17 protein-coding genes are annotated in these 16,610 nt (G+C 72.5%); 6 read left to right on the forward strand and 11 right to left on the reverse strand.

All coding sequences use genetic code 11. The features are described from left to right. Positions 1–26 precede the first annotated feature (26 nt). Positions 27–989, forward strand: coding sequence for a GlxA family transcriptional regulator (locus ABT232_RS06540; RefSeq protein ID WP_351836744.1), 963 nt, complete (start codon positions 27–29; stop codon positions 987–989). 3 nt (positions 990–992) lie between these two features. Here the strand turns inward: ABT232_RS06540 and ABT232_RS06545 are convergent, their stop codons facing one another. The 10 genes from ABT232_RS06545 to ABT232_RS06590 all read right to left on the reverse strand — a co-directional run bounded on the left by ABT232_RS06545 (position 993) and on the right by ABT232_RS06590 (position 11,078). After that, entirely contained in the window at positions 993–2,366 is a 1,374-nt protein-coding gene (locus ABT232_RS06545; protein WP_351836746.1) for a bifunctional albaflavenone monooxygenase/terpene synthase, read from the reverse strand. Next, positions 2,363–3,442 (reverse strand): epi-isozizaene synthase, encoded by a 1,080-nt coding sequence (gene cyc1 / locus ABT232_RS06550; protein ID WP_351836749.1) that lies wholly within the window; start codon positions 3,440–3,442, stop codon positions 2,363–2,365. Before cyc1 ends, ABT232_RS06545 begins: the two co-directional genes overlap by 4 nt. Before the next feature lie 308 nt (positions 3,443–3,750). Further along, positions 3,751–4,401 (reverse strand): peptide deformylase, encoded by a 651-nt coding sequence (def, locus tag ABT232_RS06555; RefSeq protein ID WP_351836752.1) that lies wholly within the window; start codon positions 4,399–4,401, stop codon positions 3,751–3,753. A 112-nt stretch (positions 4,402–4,513) separates the two neighbouring features. Beyond that, complete coding sequence (locus ABT232_RS06560; RefSeq protein WP_351836755.1) at positions 4,514–5,521, reverse strand: tetratricopeptide repeat protein; 1,008 nt, start codon at positions 5,519–5,521, stop codon at positions 4,514–4,516. 116 nt (positions 5,522–5,637) lie between these two features. Continuing rightward, positions 5,638–6,879, reverse strand: coding sequence for an HD-GYP domain-containing protein (locus tag ABT232_RS06565; protein ID WP_351836758.1), 1,242 nt, complete (start codon positions 6,877–6,879; stop codon positions 5,638–5,640). Next, complete coding sequence (locus ABT232_RS06570; protein ID WP_351836761.1) at positions 6,876–8,180, reverse strand: HD domain-containing phosphohydrolase; 1,305 nt, start codon at positions 8,178–8,180, stop codon at positions 6,876–6,878. Before ABT232_RS06570 ends, ABT232_RS06565 begins: the two co-directional genes overlap by 4 nt. A 117-nt stretch (positions 8,181–8,297) precedes the next feature. Continuing rightward, positions 8,298–8,600, reverse strand: coding sequence for a mycothiol system anti-sigma-R factor (rsrA, locus tag ABT232_RS06575; protein WP_351836764.1), 303 nt, complete (start codon positions 8,598–8,600; stop codon positions 8,298–8,300). Continuing rightward, a complete protein-coding gene (gene sigR / locus ABT232_RS06580) occupies positions 8,597–9,292 on the reverse strand; it encodes an RNA polymerase sigma factor SigR (RefSeq protein ID WP_351836766.1) in 696 nt (231 codons plus the stop codon). The genes rsrA and sigR overlap by 4 nt, the downstream gene beginning before the upstream one ends. A gap of 321 nt (positions 9,293–9,613) precedes the next feature. After that, positions 9,614–10,261: an alpha/beta hydrolase family protein gene (locus tag ABT232_RS06585; protein WP_351836769.1), complete on the reverse strand. Its 648-nt coding sequence runs from the start codon at positions 10,259–10,261 to the stop codon at positions 9,614–9,616. A 1-nt stretch (position 10,262) separates the two neighbouring features. Further along, positions 10,263–11,078 carry an SOS response-associated peptidase gene (locus ABT232_RS06590; RefSeq protein WP_351836772.1) on the reverse strand — a complete coding sequence of 272 codons (816 nt, stop codon included), beginning with the start codon at positions 11,076–11,078 and terminating at the stop codon, positions 10,263–10,265. A 49-nt stretch (positions 11,079–11,127) separates the two neighbouring features. Between ABT232_RS06590 and ABT232_RS06595 the strand changes: the two genes are divergently transcribed. The 4 genes from ABT232_RS06595 (at position 11,128) to ABT232_RS06610 (ending at position 14,751) form a co-directional block, all read left to right on the forward strand. Next, positions 11,128–11,841: a M50 family metallopeptidase gene (locus ABT232_RS06595; protein WP_351836775.1), complete on the forward strand. Its 714-nt coding sequence runs from the start codon at positions 11,128–11,130 to the stop codon at positions 11,839–11,841. A 125-nt stretch (positions 11,842–11,966) separates the two neighbouring features. Continuing rightward, the gene (aroA, locus tag ABT232_RS06600) at positions 11,967–13,310 is read left to right on the forward strand and encodes a 3-phosphoshikimate 1-carboxyvinyltransferase (protein ID WP_351836778.1); all 1,344 of its coding nucleotides are present in this window, start codon (positions 11,967–11,969) and stop codon (positions 13,308–13,310) included. Between the two features lie 17 nt (positions 13,311–13,327). Then, positions 13,328–14,338 (forward strand): ribosome small subunit-dependent GTPase A, encoded by a 1,011-nt coding sequence (gene rsgA, locus ABT232_RS06605; RefSeq protein WP_351836781.1) that lies wholly within the window; start codon positions 13,328–13,330, stop codon positions 14,336–14,338. Positions 14,339–14,427: 89 nt separating this feature from the next. Further along, complete coding sequence (locus ABT232_RS06610) at positions 14,428–14,751, forward strand: DMT family transporter (RefSeq protein WP_351836783.1); 324 nt, start codon at positions 14,428–14,430, stop codon at positions 14,749–14,751. 142 nt (positions 14,752–14,893) lie between these two features. On the opposite strand, the gene ABT232_RS06615 is transcribed toward ABT232_RS06610, so the two are convergent. Continuing rightward, positions 14,894–15,502, reverse strand: a complete 609-nt coding sequence (locus tag ABT232_RS06615) for a TetR/AcrR family transcriptional regulator (RefSeq protein WP_351836785.1) — start codon at positions 15,500–15,502, stop codon at positions 14,894–14,896. Between the two features lie 197 nt (positions 15,503–15,699). On the opposite strand from ABT232_RS06615, the gene hisN reads away from it, so the two are divergent. Next, complete coding sequence (gene hisN, locus ABT232_RS06620) at positions 15,700–16,500, forward strand: histidinol-phosphatase (RefSeq protein ID WP_351836788.1); 801 nt, start codon at positions 15,700–15,702, stop codon at positions 16,498–16,500. Positions 16,501–16,610: the final 110 nt, after the last annotated feature.

Below are 16,610 nucleotides of genomic sequence, written 5' to 3' on the forward strand. Positions count from 1 at the left end.
CGCCGTCCCTGAGGCACACTGACGGCATGCTCCAGAACGTGGCCGCCGTCCTCGTCGACGGTGTGAACCCCTTCGAACTCGGCGTGGTGTGCGAGGTGTTCGGCGTCGACCGCAGCGACGACGGGCTGCCGGTCTACGACTTCGCGGCGGTCTCCGCCGAGGGCCCGGTGCTGCGCTCGAACGCCGGGTTCTCGATGCGGTTCGAGCACGGTCTGGAGCGGCTGGAGGCGGCCGACCTGATCGCGGTCCCGGCCGGGTCGTCGTACGACTCGCGGGCCTTCCCGCCGGAGCTGCTGGACGCCCTGCGGCGGGCCGTGGCGCGCGGTGCGTGGGTGCTCAGCGTCTGCTCCGGGGTCTTCGTGCTGGGCGCCGCCGGGCTGCTGGACGGGCGGCGCTGCGCCGTGCACTGGCGGCACGCGGACGAGCTGGCCCGGCAGTATCCGCGGGCGGTCGTCGAGCCGGACGTGCTGTACGTGGACGCCGACCCGGTGATCACCTCGGCGGGCACGGCGGCCGGCATCGACGCCTGTCTGCACCTCGTGCGCAAGGAACAGGGCCCCGAGGTCGCCAACCGGATCGCCCGGCGGATGGTGGTGCCGCCGCACCGCGACGGCGGCCAGGCCCAGTTCATCGAGCGCCCGCTGCCCAGCTCCCCGTGCGACACGGTCGCCGAGGTACTGGTGTGGATGGAGCGCCACCTGGACCGGGAGGTCACGGTCGAGCAGCTGGCGGCCCGCGCCCTGATGTCCCCGCGCACCTTCGCCCGCCGCTTCCAGCAGGAGACGGGGACGACTCCCTACCGCTGGATCCTGCGCCAGCGGGTGCTGCTGGCCCAGCGGCTGCTGGAGGCGACGGACGAGACGGTGGACGCGATCGCCGGCCGAACGGGGTTCGGCACCGCGGCCGCGCTGCGCCACCAGTTCGTCCGGGCCCTGGGGACGACACCGAACGCCTACCGGCGCACCTTCAGGGGACCGGACGCGGCCTGAGCCTCACCTCGGCACCGGCTTCAGCAGCAGCCGCTGCGGACGGAGCGTGATGCCCACGCGGGTGGCGTCGTCGGAGCCGGGCACCTGCTCGAACCGGTACGCGGTCGCCACCGCGGCCGTGATCAGCGTCAGCTGGGCCATCGAGAAGTGGTCGCTCGGGCACTTCCGATTACCCACGCTGAAGGGGCTCATGGCATATTTCGGCACATCCTTGGCGCGCTCCGGAAGCCACCGGTCGGGGTCGAAGTCGAGATGCTCCGCGTACGAGTGCGGATCGCGCTGGATCGCATACGGGCTGTACACGATGTCGGCTCCGGCCGGAATGCGATAGTCGCCCAGCACGGTGTCGGTGACCGCGCGCCGGGTCAATATCCAGACGGCCGGGCGCAAACGCATCGCCTCGACGACGACATTGTTGGTGTGCCGCAGCTTGCGGACGTCCTCGAATGCCACCGGGCGGCCGTCCGTCACGGATTCAACTTCCTCCCGGACCTTGTCCGCGTGTTCCGGGTGTTCCGCGAGCACCTGGAGCAGCCACATGATCGTCGACGCCACGGTTTCACTTCCGGGCGTGAGGATCGCGACCACCTGGTCGTGGATCTCCTGTTCCCCGATGGGGTCGCCATTCTCGTCCTTCGCCTCCAGCAATGCCGTCAGCAAATCGTCCGGCTTTTGACCGGAGGCCCGGCGCTCGGCGATGATCTCGTCCACCAGGAGATGCAAATCGGCCAAGGCGCGGTTGAATTCGCGGTTGGCCGGCAGCGGCAGCCGGTACAGCGGCCCGAGCGGGACCACCATCCGCCGGTACATGCCCTGGAAGACGACCGCGAGCGCGTTGCACAGCCGCTCGGCCCGCTCGTCCATGTACTCGCCGCGCAGCAGGCAGCGGGCCGCGATCCGCACCGCCACCCGGAAGGACTCCGCGGTGCAGTCGATGGTCTCGCCGGGCTTCCAGCGGGTGGTCAGCCCGTGCGCCTCCTCCTCCATGATCGGCCCGTACGCGGGGATGGCGTCCAGCCGGAAGGCGGGCTGGATGGTGCGCCGCTGGCGGCGGTGGCGGGGGCCGTTGGCGGTGGCCACGCCCTCCTTGCCGAGCAGGCCCTCCAGGGACTCCCAGAGCGGGCCGTCGATCTTGAAGTCGGGGCTGAGCGCCAGGGCTCCGGTGAGCTCCGGCGTGGTCACCGCGTACACCGTCTTGGGGCCGAGCCGCAGCCGGACGACGTCGCCGTGCTCACGCAGCCGGGACATGAAGGCGAGCGGGTCGCGCACCAGGCGCAGCCCGTGCCCGAGGAGCGGTACGGCCCCTCCGGCGAGGGGTGGTTCACGGAGTTGTGACGCCTGGGCGGGAGCCCCGGGCTGCACGGACTCGACGGTCATTTCTCACCTGCCGCTTCGTTGTTGACGTACGGGGGCGTGGACCGGTCGTCCCAGCTGTCGACCATGTACCGGCCGGACTCGTGGTGGAACCAGTAGACGGAGCTGAACCAGTTCCGCATATTCGCGACACAGGCGCGCACGGCGGCGCTCGTTTCCTTTCCCCGGACCGTGCCGTCGTCCAGGCCGTCGGCGAAACGCAGGGCGTCCCGTTCGGCGACGAGGAAATCGGATATGCACTTCTCGACTCTGCGCCGGACTTCGGCGATGGCTTCTTCGAGAGTCAGTCCCTCATGGGTGATGAGACTGATTCCGAGATTGTGGACCTCATCGCCCGCGATTTCCTTGGGCAGTGAGCAGAGGTCGTTGTACCAGGCGGCGAATTCCTGGCTCAGCAACGCGGCCCGCCGGTATGCGGGATGTTTCCGCACGGCGTTCGGGAGTTCACATCCGGCGCTCGGCTCCAGCAGATCGGTCCATATCTGGTGCGCGAAGGTGAGGCGGCGCAGCTCCAGGTATTCCTGGACGGTGGGCACGTTTCCCTCGATCCGGTTGTGGAATTCCCGGTCGTACGCCTCGATCACCGCGTGGAAGTGGCGTGCGAACCGGGCGTTCCAGGTGGGCGGCAGGAACGAGTTCAGCCGCAGCACACTGTCGGCGAACGCCGCCACCAGGGGTTCCTCGTGGTGCAGATGGTCTCGGGGGGAGTCCAGTGCCGTGTGCAGCCGGGTCCGCAGCCGGCCCCAGGACAGCGGGCGCCGGTGCACGATGTCGCGGTCGTGGCGGTCGTCCCAGACGAAGAACCACGCGCTGTAGTCCCCGATCGCCTGGAGCACCTCGTCGGGAGCGCCCAGGTAGTAACCGGCCATCAGGTCGGTGTAGCACAGGCCGTCGGCATATTCCTCCACCTTGTCCGCCGGCATGAGCCGCTTTTCCAGCAGCCAGGTACGGGTCTTCTCCTGGAGCCTGGGCCAATACGTGTGCAATCGCCTGGGAAACGCCGCCTCGATCACCTCAAGTGCGAGCGACGGTGGAACGGCGACCGCGGTCGCGGTGGTGCTGTGTGGGAAAGCAGGCACGAACAAACCCCTCTCAGCCGCCGGTTGGCACACCCCTCCGCTGTGCCGGGGCGTGCGCCGTTGCGTATCCCCGCCCTCACCATTCAGCCCTACAACTGACCGATCTGGGAACGGATTTGCTCCATTCACTACCCCATAGTGCCGAGACCCCCCTCTTGTGTGACCGGTTCTGGATCACTAGGCGGGGCGGTCGCGTGCGAACGTACGACGCACAGACGAACGGCGCCTGGTCGGAAAGCGAAACCTGACCAGGCGCCGTGCGGAACGTGCGGATCGTGCGAGAGGGACGAGGAAGAGGCGCGCGGGCCTCAGTCGTTGGCGACGACGGGGTAGCGGGGCTCGTTCTCGGCCATCTGCCGCAGCGCGTCCTTGCGGTCGCGCTTGGAGAGCCGGTCGATGTACAGGTAGCCGTACAGGTGGTCCGTCTCGTGCTGCAAACACCGTGCGAAGTAGCCGGTGCCGCGGACCTTGATCGGGTTACCCTTCTCGTCCTGGCCCGTCACCTCGGCGTAGTCGGGCCGGGCGAGCGGCATGTAGGCGGTCGGCACCGACAGGCAGCCCTCGTTGCTGTCGTCGAGACGGCGCCGCTCGGCGGGCAGCTCGACCAGCTTCGGGTTGCAGACCACACCGACGTGGCGCACGCCCTCGTCGTCCGGGCAGTCGTAGACGAAGACCTTGCGGTCGACACCGATCTGGTTGGCGGCGAGGCCCACGCCCTCGGCGGTGCGCTGCGAGGCGAACATGTCGTCGACCAGCTTGCGCAGCTCGTCGTCGAACTCGGTGACGTCCTGGCACTCCTTGTGGAGCACCGGGTTCCCGACGACGGTGATCGGCCGCGAGGCGCCGCGCTCACGGTACGCCTGCTCGCGCTCCTCGCAGTTCTCCGTGTCGATGACGAAGCCCTCGTCGTCCACGGGGAGCACGCCCACGTGCTGCTGATCGGTGTCCTGCTGCGCCATGACCGACGTATGCCTTCCTGGAAGAACCGGGGGATGTTGCTGATACAGGGTACGGGCAGCGCGCCCCTCGGGGGCGCGGAGAACCGCGTGCCCGGCCCCCGCACGACCGCGGCTAACAGACTTCCTCGAGATCCCGCCAGTCACGGGAGTCGGGACTGTCCGCGACCCATCCGTCCAGCAGCCCCCGCACCAGGGAAGCCGGCGCCGCCACCCCGCACTCCCGCTCCGGCACCCACAACTGCCCGTCGGTGCGGTGCCCCAGCGGCCCCGGGTGCCCCGGCTCGCTGTGGTCGTGGGGGTCGAGGTGCTCGCCGTCGCCCTCGTCCGACGGCATCCGCGACTCCGAGCACATCCGGCACAGCAGCCGCACCGACGACGACCAGTCCTCCGCGGCGAACCCGGCCTCCGCGGCCAGCTGTTCCAGCGCGTCCCGGTCCGCCTCGGTGGCGGCCTCCAGCAGCACCACCCAGGTCGGCACCGGCGACGGCGCCCACAGCTCGATCTCGTCGAACACCGGATAGGTGTGCCCCGCGGCCGTGCTCCGCTCGCCGTGCGGCACGCCGTCGTGCAGCACCACCTCGCCCCAGCGCCGCCCGGACGACGGCAGCGGAATGGACAGCACCTCGATCCGCGCCGGATCCAGCCGCCGCCCCCACACCACCTCGGCCTCGCCCTCCGGCGACAGCCGCACGGCCGCGCTGCCCAGGTCCATGCCGACCGGCTCGCCGGTGGCGGTGGCGCCGGCCCCGCCCTTCGGCCGGGCGGAGCCCCCGGGCACGTGCAGCCCGTACGCCTGCCAGGCGCGGCGGGCAAGCGGCCAGTCCTGGAGCGCGGTCGCGGCGATGCCGACGTTCCACCAGTCGGGCGCGCCGGCCTCCCGGTCCAGCAGCGCGACGGCCCGCAGGCCCGCCGCTCTGGCCTGCTCCCAGTCGTGCCGGAACTTGTGCAGCAGGGCGAGGTTGAACCAGGACTCGGACAGCCACGGCTCCAGATCGGCGGCGCGCGTCAGCAGCGCGCCCGCGTCCTCGTACCGGCCGTCGCCGATCAGCGTGAACGCACGGTCGGTGGCCTGCCGCCAGGAGGCGGAGGGCCGGTGCCGTCCCTTGCCGAAGATCCTCACGATTCCCGCCTGCCAGTTCCGTGGAGTGGGCCGGCTGTGCCCCCGGACAGCCTCTCGGACTCCCTCTCCTTCGCATCCAACCACGTGCGCCTGGAGGGGCGCTCATTACCCATGGGTTACCCACCCGCGGGCAAGGTCAGACAGCCCCGGGACAGTACCCGGGCCAGCGCTTCCACAACCTCCGGGGCGTATTCTCCGGCCGTCGACAGGCGCAGTTCCTCCAGTGCCGTCAGGGGCCCGCCGGGCCCGGCGTCCCGCACCTTCTCCTCGTACGCGTTCACCACCCGCACGATCCGGGCGGCGAGCGGCTGCTCCGCGCACGGGTCGGCCTGGCGCTCCACGACCTCGGCGACCCGCGGGTCCACCCCGGTCTGCCGGACGACCGCGCCGCCCAGCAGCGCGATCCGGCGCTGCTCGGCGGCGGGCAGCGCGGCGGTGGCCCCGGCCGGCACCGGGTCGACCAGGCTGAGCTGGCCGATGTCGTGCATGAGGGCCGCGTACTCCAGCACCGTCAGCGCGGGTCCCGACAGGCCCAGGTCGCGGCCGACGGCCCGGCTGAGCGCGGCGACCCGGCGGGCGTGCCCGGCCGGGGTGCAGCCGGCGATCTCGGTGGCGCGGGCGAGGGAGGCGATGGTCTGCCGGTAGGTGGCGCGCACGGCGGCGTACCGGCGGACGGAGACCTGGGTCAGCAGCAGCGGCACACAGAACACGGGCAGCGCCCACAGCCCGGCGACCGCGACCGCGAGCGCCATCACGGCCCCGGTCGCGCAGACCGCGGAGCCGACGCCGGGCAGTGCCCGCAGTTCGTCGCGCAGCAGCGGGCCGAACGGCCAGCCGGTGCGGGCCCCGGCCAGCGCGGCGGCGAGCACAGCGTCGCAGAGCGCGGTCAGCGCGAGCAGCGCGATCAGCAGCAGCGCGTAGGCGGGGCCGATCCAGCCGTCGAAGACGCCCCGGTTGTACAGCGGCTGGAAGCAGGCGGCGGCGAACCCGGCGGTGAGCACCCGGCGCGCCAGATGGTCGTAGGTGGGTCCTCGGCCGCGGGCGATGTGCGGGACGCAGCCGACCAGCGAGGCGGCGAGCACGACGGTGACGACCTGGGTGACGCCGTGCCGGGTGGGCTGTCCGGCGGCCGCTCCGAGCAGGGCGTACGACAGTGCTCCGGCGGCCCCGAGCGGTGCCGCCTCCCGGACCGGGGCGGCCCCGGTCCAGCGGGTCAGCTCGCCGAGCGCGATCAGCGCGCCGAAGGCGAGGGCGATGCCGCGTTCCTCCGGTCCGGCGCGCAGGGTGACGGTGAGGGAGGCGGCGGCGAGCAGGGCGGCGCCGGTGTGGATGAGGGCGCGGGGCAGGGCGGGGGTCATCGGTCGGCTCCGCGCCGGCCGGGCAGGGGCGCGGGCGGGCGGGGCGCTGGGACCTCGTCGGCGGTGACGGCCGGATGCCAGCCGTGGCGTCCCAGGGCCCGCGCCAGGGCCCGGACCATCCGCGGGTCGAAGTGGGTGCCGGCGCACCGCTCCAGTTCCGCGAGCGCGGTGGGCACCGGCCGGGCGCGGGAGTAGGACCGGGTGGACGTCATCGCGTCGAAGGCGTCGGCGACGGCGACCACCCGCGCGGACTCCGGGATCTGGCCGCCGGCCAGCCCGTAGGGGTAGCCGGTGCCGTCCAGCCGCTCGTGGTGGTGGAGGACGGCGGCCCGCGCCTCGCCCAGGAAGGAGATGCCCCGCACCATCTCGTGCCCGTACTCGGGGTGCAGCTCGATGATCCGCCGTTCCTCGGGCGTCAGCGGCCCGTCCTTGCGCAGCAGCCGGGTGGGCACACCGAGCTTGCCGACGTCGTGCAGGATGCCGGCGAAGCGCAGCACCTCGACGCGCCCGTCGTCCATGCCCAGCTCGCGGGCGATCATCATCGAGGCCTGTCCGACCCGTTCGCTGTGGCCGCGTGTGTAGCCGTCCTTGATGTCGACGGCCTGCACCAGGGCCCTGATGGTGGCCTGGTGGGCGGCGTGCTCCCGGTGGTACTGGGCGAAGGCCCACCAGGACACGCACATCGGCAGCAGCACGAGCAGCGCGGCGACCGGCCCGTAGGGGCTGCGCCACAGCAGGGCCGTCATCAGCCCGGCCAGGCCGTGCACGGCGAGCGGGGCGAGGGAGGGCGCGAACAGTCCCCGCCAGGCCCGGCGGGGCGGCACCTGCTCGGCGAGCGTGCGGACGCCTCCGTCGAGGAGGGCGAGCACCACGCAGAACACCGGCACCGCACAGCCGGCGGGCAGCAGCGCGTACGGGAAGTCGGCGGCGGTGACCGCGTCCCGGCCGCCCAGCGCCTGGAAGACCAGGGCGGCGGCCCAGACGGCGAGCATCAGCTCGGCGGCCCGCCAGATCCGGCGCAGCGCCACCGGCCGGCGCTCGGCCCGGGCCGACAGCGCGCCCGGCAGCGCGGCGAGCGCGGCGGCGGACGGCGGCAGCAGGAAGGCGCCGGCGAGCAGCAGGGGGTAGCAGATGCCGGGGAACCTCCGGCCGGCGATCCGCTCGCCCGCGGCGCACAGAAGGGCCAGCAGGGCCGTCTCCCACCACGGGACGGGTCCGGTGGGCAGGGGTGTCAGGCAGCTCAGCGCGCCGACGGCGACTCCGGCGACGTAGATCCGCGCTCGTGCCGGAACCGCCTCCATGACGACGCCCCTCCCCAGCCCCCGTCCGTGCCTGTCCAGGCTCGGAGCCTAGGTCGGCGAGGGGGAGGGTGCGGACCGATGGTCCGCCGATTAGCACATTCGGGTGACGCGGGCCGCTCAGGACTCCTGCGGGGCCGCCGTCACGTCGTGCTCGGGCACGGTCTGCCCGGAGCGGATCAGGTCGATCCGCCCCATGACCTTGGCGCGCAGGTCGGTCGGCACCTCGTCGTGTCCGCAGCACCGCTTGACCAGCTTCTTCACGGCCTGCTCCAGCCCGTACTTCTCCAGGCAGGGAGAGCATTCCTCGAAGTGGTGCTGGAACTTGTCCCGGTCGACGGGCGGCATCTCGCTGTCGAGGAACTCGTACAGGTGGTCCAGGACCTCACTGCAGTCCGTCTCGTGCGGCTCTCCGCAGCTCATGAGCCCGAGCCTTTCGCTTCGTTCGACTCTCCGGCGCCGGCCGGGACCAGACCCCGCTCGCGGGCGTAGTCCTCGAGCATGCCGCGCAGCTGACGGCGGCCCCGGTGCAGCCGGGACATCACCGTACCGATGGGTGTCCCCATGATGTCCGCGATCTCCTTGTACGCAAAGCCCTCTACGTCGGCGAGATACACGGCGATGCGGAATTCCTCGGGGATGGCCTGGAGGGCTTCCTTGACGTCCGAGTCGGGCAGGTGGTCCAGCGCCTGCGACTCCGCGGAGCGCAGGCCCGTCGACATGTGCGACTCGGCGCGGGCGAGCTGCCAGTCCTCGATCTCCTCGGCCGCGCTGCGCTGCGGTTCGCGCTGCTTCTTGCGGTACGAGTTGATGAACGTGTTGGTCAGGATCCGGTACAGCCAGGCCTTGAGGTTGGTGCCCTCCCGGAACTGGTGGAAGGACGCGTACGCCTTGGCGTACGTCTCCTGCACCAGGTCCTCCGCGTCGGCCGGATTGCGCGTCATGCGCAGCGCGGCCGAGTACATCTGGTCGAGGAATTCGAGCGCGTCCCGTTCGAAGCGCGCGCTGCGCTCCACGGTGGTCTCCGCACCCGTGTCCGCGCCGGCGCCCTGGCCCTCGGGCAGCTCCGCCTGGCCGTTGTCGGTCCCTGCGTCGGTACCGGTGACCGGACCCACCTCCTCAAAGTTCCGGACGGGACCGAAACCGGTCCCACTCGAATCGGAGGATAGACGACCCATGGTCGGGGTCGCTTGTCGATCCGATCCGCCCGCCGCCCGCAGCGGGGCGGTCTTGGCCGCGTGCAGCACCGTCCAGTCGAGGTCAGTGCGGCTGCTGCGGCTCGGGCAGAAGGTCGAACCCATGCGGCGGACTTCCTTTCCTACGACGTCGGTGCTGGTCGTCAGCACTTCTGTCCGCCTCAACAGCCTCGGTGCGCCGCGCATTCCCGAACCGTGCCCGCGGCATTTCCGAACCGTGCCCGCGCCATTCCCGAAGCTTTACCCGAGAGACCCCGTCCACCGCGCGACCGCGTCCGTGACCACCGCCAGGGCCTCCCGCTGGTCCACCGGCGCCCGCTTCGGCACCGCGAGGCCGTGATCGCCGTACGCCACCTCCACCAGCTCGAAGTCGCCGTCGGGGAACTCCGCGGGCCGCCCCCAGGGATCGTTGCCGCCCTGGACGACGAGGGTCGGCACGCCCGCCCCCAGCAGTTCCTCGGCGCGGGACTTCTCCGGCTTGCCCGGCGGGTGCAGCGGGAAGGCGAGCGCCAGCACCCCGGCCGCGCCGAGTTCCACGGCGGTACGGCAGGCCACCCGGGCGCCGGCGCTGCGTCCGCCCGAGACCACCGGCAGGCCCGGCGCGCTCACCGCCGGCCAGATGCCGCGCCAGCCGACGTCCAGCGTCTTCGGCGCGGGTGCCATCTTCTTCCCGGCCACCCGCCACGGCTGCTCCACCAGCGCGACGCTCACGCCGTGCGAGGGGAGCGCGGCGGCGAGCGCGGCCAGGTCCCGCGCCTCGATGCCGCCGCCCGCGCCGTGGCTGACGGCGAGGACGAGGCGGGCCGCGGGGGCCCGGTGCCAGGTGATGCGGGCGGTCCCCGCGTCGGTCTCGACGGTCTCTGTGGTGCCGGTGATCTCGTTCGTCACGTCAGAAGAGTGTGCCCTCTTCGGGCCCCGCCAGCTCCTTGAGCAGCTCCGGCCCGTTGTTGCGGACGTTGCTGACGGCCGTGGACACCGGGTAGGCGCGCATCAGGCCGGCCGGGGGCGGGGCGAGCAGGGCGCGCAGCTCCTCCGGGTCGGTGCGGGAGGGGTCCAGCCAGGCGTCCCAGCGGTCCGGGGTGAGCATCAGCGGCATCCGGGGGTGGATGTCGGCGAGGGTGCCCGGGCCCTCGGCGGGGGCGACGGCCAGCGGCGAGGTCTCGGCGTCGGTGGTGATCACCGAGCAGGTGACCCACCAGGCCCGCGGGTGGTCGTCGGGCAGCGTGCGGTCCCGCCAGAACTCGTACAGCCCGGCCATCGCGAAGACCGAGCCGTCGGCGGGCAGCACGAAGTACGGCTGCTTGCGGGGCCGCTTGCGCCTGCCCTCGACCTCCAGCTCCCGCTCCTGGGTGCCGGTGACCCACTCGTAGTAGCCGTCGGCGGGCAGGATGCAGCGCCGGGTGGCGAAGGCGCGGCGGTAGGAGGGCTTCTCGTGGACGGTCTCCGCGCGGGCGTTGATCATCCGGGCGCCGCCCTCGGGCGTCTTGGCCCAGGACGGCACCAGACCCCACTTGAGCCGGCGCAGCTGCCGAACCGGACGCGGATCGTCGGCGTCTTTCACCGGGCGGTCCAGAACGGCGTAGACCTCCTTGGTCGGCGCCACGTTGTAGTCCGGCGCCAGGGTCTCCTCCGGCTCCCACTTCTCTATCTCGAAGACTTCCGCGAGATCCTCGGGCCCACGACTCGATGCATACCGTCCGCACATGCGTGCCACACTGCCAGACTCCGCACGACCGAGGGAGCTCCCCGCAATCATGGAAGCCAACACCGCCACCTCGCTGTGGGACGAACTCGTCGGCACGCAGCCCGGTCCCGAGCTGTGGGTGGTGATCGCCACCCTGGTCGCCGCGCTGTGCATAGTCGTCCCGCCGGGTCCGTGGCGGCTCTCCCGGAACGCGATCACCATCGCCCACGAAGGCGGTCACGGTCTGATCGCCCTGCTCACCGGCCGCACCCTCACCGGCATCCGGCTGCACTCCGACACCAGCGGTCTCACCGTCAGCCGCGGCAAGCCGTACGGCCTCGGCATGATCCTCACGGCCGCCGCGGGCTACACCGCGCCGCCGCTGCTCGGCCTGGGCGGTGCCGCGCTGCTGGCCACCGGACGTCTCACCCTGCTGCTGTGGCTGGCCACGGCGCTGCTGCTGGTGATGCTGGTGATGATCCGCAACGCCTACGGCGTCCTGACGGTGGTGCTGACCGGCGGCACCTTCCTGCTGGTGTCCTGGCTGGCCGGGCCGCAGGTGCAGGCGGCGTTCGGGTACGCGGCCGTGTGGTTCCTGCTGCTGGGCGGGGTGCGCCCGGCGTTCGAGCTCCAGTCGAAGCGGCGCCGGGGCGGGGCCGGCGACTCGGACGCGGACCAGCTGTCCCGGCTGACGAACGTCCCGGCCGCGCTCTGGCTGTTCCTGTTCCACGCGGTGTCGCTGTGCTCGCTGATCGGCGGCGGACGCTGGCTGCTGGACCGGTGACGGCCGGCGCGGCGCGCAGGGCGCAGGGCACCGTCGGCGACCGGCTTCCGGCCGGGCGCGACCAGCCACAACGGCGCCGTACCCGAACGAGGGCCCGCCCATCCCCCTCCTTATAAAGTGGGGGCATGGCCCCGAACCCCGCCGCACCCACCGCCCTCTGGCCCGCCCCGCACGCGAGCGGAGCCGTCGACGCGACGGTCCACGTGCCGGGGTCCAAGTCGGTCACCAACCGCGCTCTGGTGCTCGCCGCGCTCGCCTCCGAGCCGGGCTGGGTGCGCCGCCCGCTGCGGTCCCGCGACACCCTGCTGATGGCCGGTGCGCTGCGGTCGATGGGCGTGGGCATCGAGGAGACGGTGTCGTCCAGCTCGGCCGGCGCGGGCGCCGCCGACGTCACCGGCGAGGCCTGGCGGGTGCTCCCGGCGGGACTGCGCGGCCCGGCCACCGTCGACGTCGGCAACGCGGGCACGGTGATGCGGTTCCTGCCGCCGGTCGCGGCGCTCGCCGACGGCCCCATCCGCTTCGACGGCGACCCCCGGTCGTACGAGCGTCCCCTGAACGGCGTCATCGACGCCCTGCGGGTGCTGGGCGCCCGGATCGACGACGACGGCCGCGGCGCGCTGCCGCTGACGGTGCAGGGCGGGGGTGCGCTGGACGGCGGCCGGGTGGAGATCGACGCGTCCTCGTCGTCGCAGTTCGTGTCGGCGCTGCTGCTGTCCGGTCCGCGCTTCAACCAGGGGGTCGAGGTGCGGCACACCGGCTCCTCGCTGCCCTCCATGCCGCACATCCGGATGACGGTCGAGATGCTGCGCGCGGTCGGCGCCCAGGTGGACACCCCCGAGTCGGGCGGCGAGCCGAACGTGTGGCGGGTGACGCCGGGCGCGCTGCTGGGCCGTGATCTGACGGTCGAGCCGGATCTGTCCAACGCCCAGCCGTTCCTCGCGGCGGCGCTGGTGACCGGCGGCAAGATCCTGATCCCGGACTGGCCGGCGCGGACCACCCAGCCCGGCGACCGGCTGCGGGAGATCTTCACCGAGATGGGCGGCTCCTGCGAGCTGACGGAGCAGGGCCTCAGGTTCACCGGTTCGGGTGCGATCCATGGCATCGATGTCGACCTGAGCGACGTGGGCGAGCTGACCCCGGGCATCGCGGCGGTCGCCGCGCTCGCCGACTCGCCGTCCACCCTGCGCGGTGTGGCGCATCTGCGGCTGCACGAGACGGACCGGCTGGCGGCCCTCACCAAGGTGATCAACGAGCTGGGCGGCGATGTCACCGAGACCGCCGACGGCCTGCACATCCGCCCGCGACCGCTGCACGGCGGCACCTTCCGCACCTACGAGGACCACCGCATGGCGACCGCCGGCGCGATCCTCGGCCTGGCGGTCGAGGGGGTACGGATCGAGAACGTGGCGACGACGGCGAAGACCCTCCCGGACTTCCCCGAGCTGTGGACCGGGATGCTCGGGGCCTAGGGACGCGGGGAAAAGTCATGCGCCGCTACGGCAAGCACACCGACGAGGACGACATCCGCAGCCGCCCCAATCGCAAGGGCAACCGGCCGCGCACCAACATCCGGCCCAAGCACGAGGACGCCGCCGAGGGCATGGTCCTCACCGTCGACCGGGGCCGCCTGACCTGCCTCGTCGAGGACCGCACGGTCCTCGCGATGAAGGCCAGGGAACTGGGCCGCAAGGCGGCCGTGGTCGGCGACCGGGTGGCCCTGGTCGGTGACATGTCCGGCAGGAAGGACACCCTCGCGCGGATCGTCCGCATCGACGAGCGCAGCTCGGTGCTGCGCCGCACCGCCGACGACGACGACCCGTACGAGCGGGTGGTCGTCGCCAACGCCGACCAGTTGGCCATCGTCACCGCCCTCGCCGACCCGGAGCCGCGCCCGCGGCTGATCGACCGCTGTCTGGTCGCCGCGTTCGACGGCGGTCTGACCCCGCTGCTGGTGATGACGAAGTCGGACCTCGCCCCGCCGGACAAGCTGCTGGAGCTGTACGGCGACCTCGACATCCCGTACGTCGTCACCAGCCGCGACGAGCTGGAGAACGGCGGCGCGGCGGACCGGGTGCGCGAGCACCTGAGCGGCAAGATCACCGCGTTCGTCGGGCACTCCGGCGTCGGCAAGACGACGCTGGTCAACGCGCTGGTGGCGGAGGAGCGCCGGCGGCTGACCGGCCATGTGAACGCGGTGACGGGCCGCGGCCGGCACACCACGACCTCCGCCCTCGCGCTCCCGCTGCCCGCCGCGGACGGCTGGGTGGTCGACACCCCGGGCGTGCGGTCCTTCGGCCTCCACCACGTCGACCCGTCCCGGGTGATCCTCGCCTTCCCCGACCTTCAGCCGGGCACCGAGGGCTGCCCGCGCGCGTGCAGTCACGACGAGCCGGACTGCGCGCTGGACGCCTGGGTGGCCGAGGGCCACGCCGACCCCGCCCGCCTCTACTCGCTGCGCCGGCTGCTCGCCACCCGGGAGCGCCGGGAGGGCGACTGACCTCCGCGTTGTTTGTCCCGGCGGGTGTCCGGCAAGGGCATAATCGCACCGAGCCGGAGGCAAGCTCGGCCAGAGCGGGAGGACTGCACATGGCGTGGCTGCTGGTCATCGTGGCCGGGTTGCTCGAAACCGGTTTCGCCGTCTGCCTCAAGCTCTCGCACGGATTCACCCGGCTCTGGCCGACCGTCGCCTTCTGCGTCTTCGCGCTCGGCAGCTTCGGACTGCTGACGCTGTCCCTGAGGAAGCTCGACGTGGGCCCGGCGTACGCGGTGTGGACCGGCATCGGCGCGGCCGGTACGGCGATCTACGGCATGGTCTTCCTCGGAGACATCGTCTCCACCCTGAAGATCGTCTCGATCAGCCTGGTGATCATCGGCGTGATCGGTCTCCAGCTGTCGGGCTCCGCGCAGTAGGGCCGACCGCCCGCCGTCCGCCCGCCGGGGCCGCCCCAGGCCGCCCGAGCCCGCCCGAGCCCGCACCGAGGCCGCCCGCGCTGCTCGAACCGCCCGCGCTGAGGCTGCCCGTCCTGTCGCCGCCGCGCGCCGTGCACCCGCCTCACGCCGGCTGGCGGTGCAGCACACCGCGCACCAGATCGGCGACGCCGCCCTCGCCGGGCGGGGCCGCCACGCAGGACAGCGCCAGCCGGACGACCAGCTCGCAGGACCGCCCCAGCTCGTCGGCCTGCGCCTGATCCGCGCCGGGCCCCGCGAGCGCGGCGACGGCCCGGTCCCGCACCATCACCACGACCTCGCCGGGCGACGGCAGCGGCCCGTCCGCCCGCCGCTGCGCGGGCACGGCCGAGGTGGACGGTACGGCGGTGAGCACCGGGGCGGGCAGCCGCTCGCTCCAGCAGCCCGTGAACAGGGCGCGGACCAAGGCGTTCCGCCGGGCGGCGGCAGCGGTCCACTCGGCGGTGGCGGCCAGCCGGTCCGGGAGGTCCCCCGGTGTGGCGAGGACCCGCTCGACCCCGGCGAGGAAGCCGTCCGCCTCCCGCCGCACCAGCGCGCGGGCCAGCCCGTCCTTGCTGCCGAACTCGTTGTACAGCGTCTGCCGGGACACCCCGGCCGCCGCGGCCACGTCCACCATCCGCACCGCCGACCACGGCCGACGCGCGAGCGCCGTGTAAGCGGCGTCCAGCAAGGACTCCCGCGCCGCAGGCATCATCGCCTCCCTCGCGCCGAACCGACCCTGCGCCCAGATTTGACGCCCCCCAAACCACTGTCAACCCTTCCCGCACGGACAAATGACCGGGGAGAACCACCCCGCCGAAGCCCGCCGCACACCCCGCGCCGCATTCCGCAGCACAGCCCGCACCGGCCCCGTGTGGCCCCGGCCCCGCCCCGCCGGATACCGTTCCTCATATGCCGGACTACCTCGACGACCTCCGCCTCGCCCACGTTCTCGCCGACGCCGCGGACGCCGCCACCATGGACCGCTTCAAGGCCCTCGACCTCAAGGTCGAGACGAAGCCGGACATGACCCCGGTCAGCGAGGCGGACAAGGCCGCCGAGGAGCTCATCCGCGGGCAGCTCCAGCGCGCGCGCCCGCGGGACGCGATCCTCGGCGAGGAGTACGGCATCGAGGGCACCGGCCCCCGCCGCTGGGTCGTCGACCCTATCGACGGCACCAAGAACTACGTCCGCGGCGTCCCCGTCTGGGCCACTCTGATCGCCCTGATGGAAGCCGGGGAGGGCGGCTACCAGCCGGTGGTGGGCGTGGTCTCCGCCCCCGCGCTCGGCCGCCGCTGGTGGGCGGCGAAGGGCCACGGCGCCTTCACCGGCCGCAGCCTGTCGAAGGCCACCCGCATGCATGTCTCCCGCGTCTCGAAGCTCTCCGACGCCTCGTTCGCGTACTCCTCGCTCTCCGGCTGGGAGGAGCAGGGCCGGCTGAACGGCTTCCTGGACCTGACCCGCGAGGTCTGGCGCACCCGCGCCTACGGCGACTTCTGGCCGTACATGATGGTGGCCGAGGGCTCGGTCGACCTGTGCGCCGAACCGGAGCTGTCGCTCTGGGACATGGCGGCGAACGCGATCATCGTCATGGAGGCCGGCGGCACGTTCACCGGCCTGGACGGCCGGCCGGGGGTCGACAGCGGCAACGCGGCCGCGTCGAACGGCCTGCTCCACGACGAGCTGCTGGGTCATCTGAACCAGCGCCGCTGAGCTTCCGCGCCCCCTTGTTGACCCTCCCTTTGCCTGCCACTCTGAGAGTCCCCCCACTTGTGAATTTGTGAATCCCTGAACAATCCCAGAACCGTCCCGGACCGAACCCG

Origin of the sequence: Streptomyces sp. NPDC001532 (genome assembly GCF_040298625.1) — a bacterium.
GTDB lineage: Bacteria > Actinomycetota > Actinomycetes > Streptomycetales > Streptomycetaceae > Streptomyces.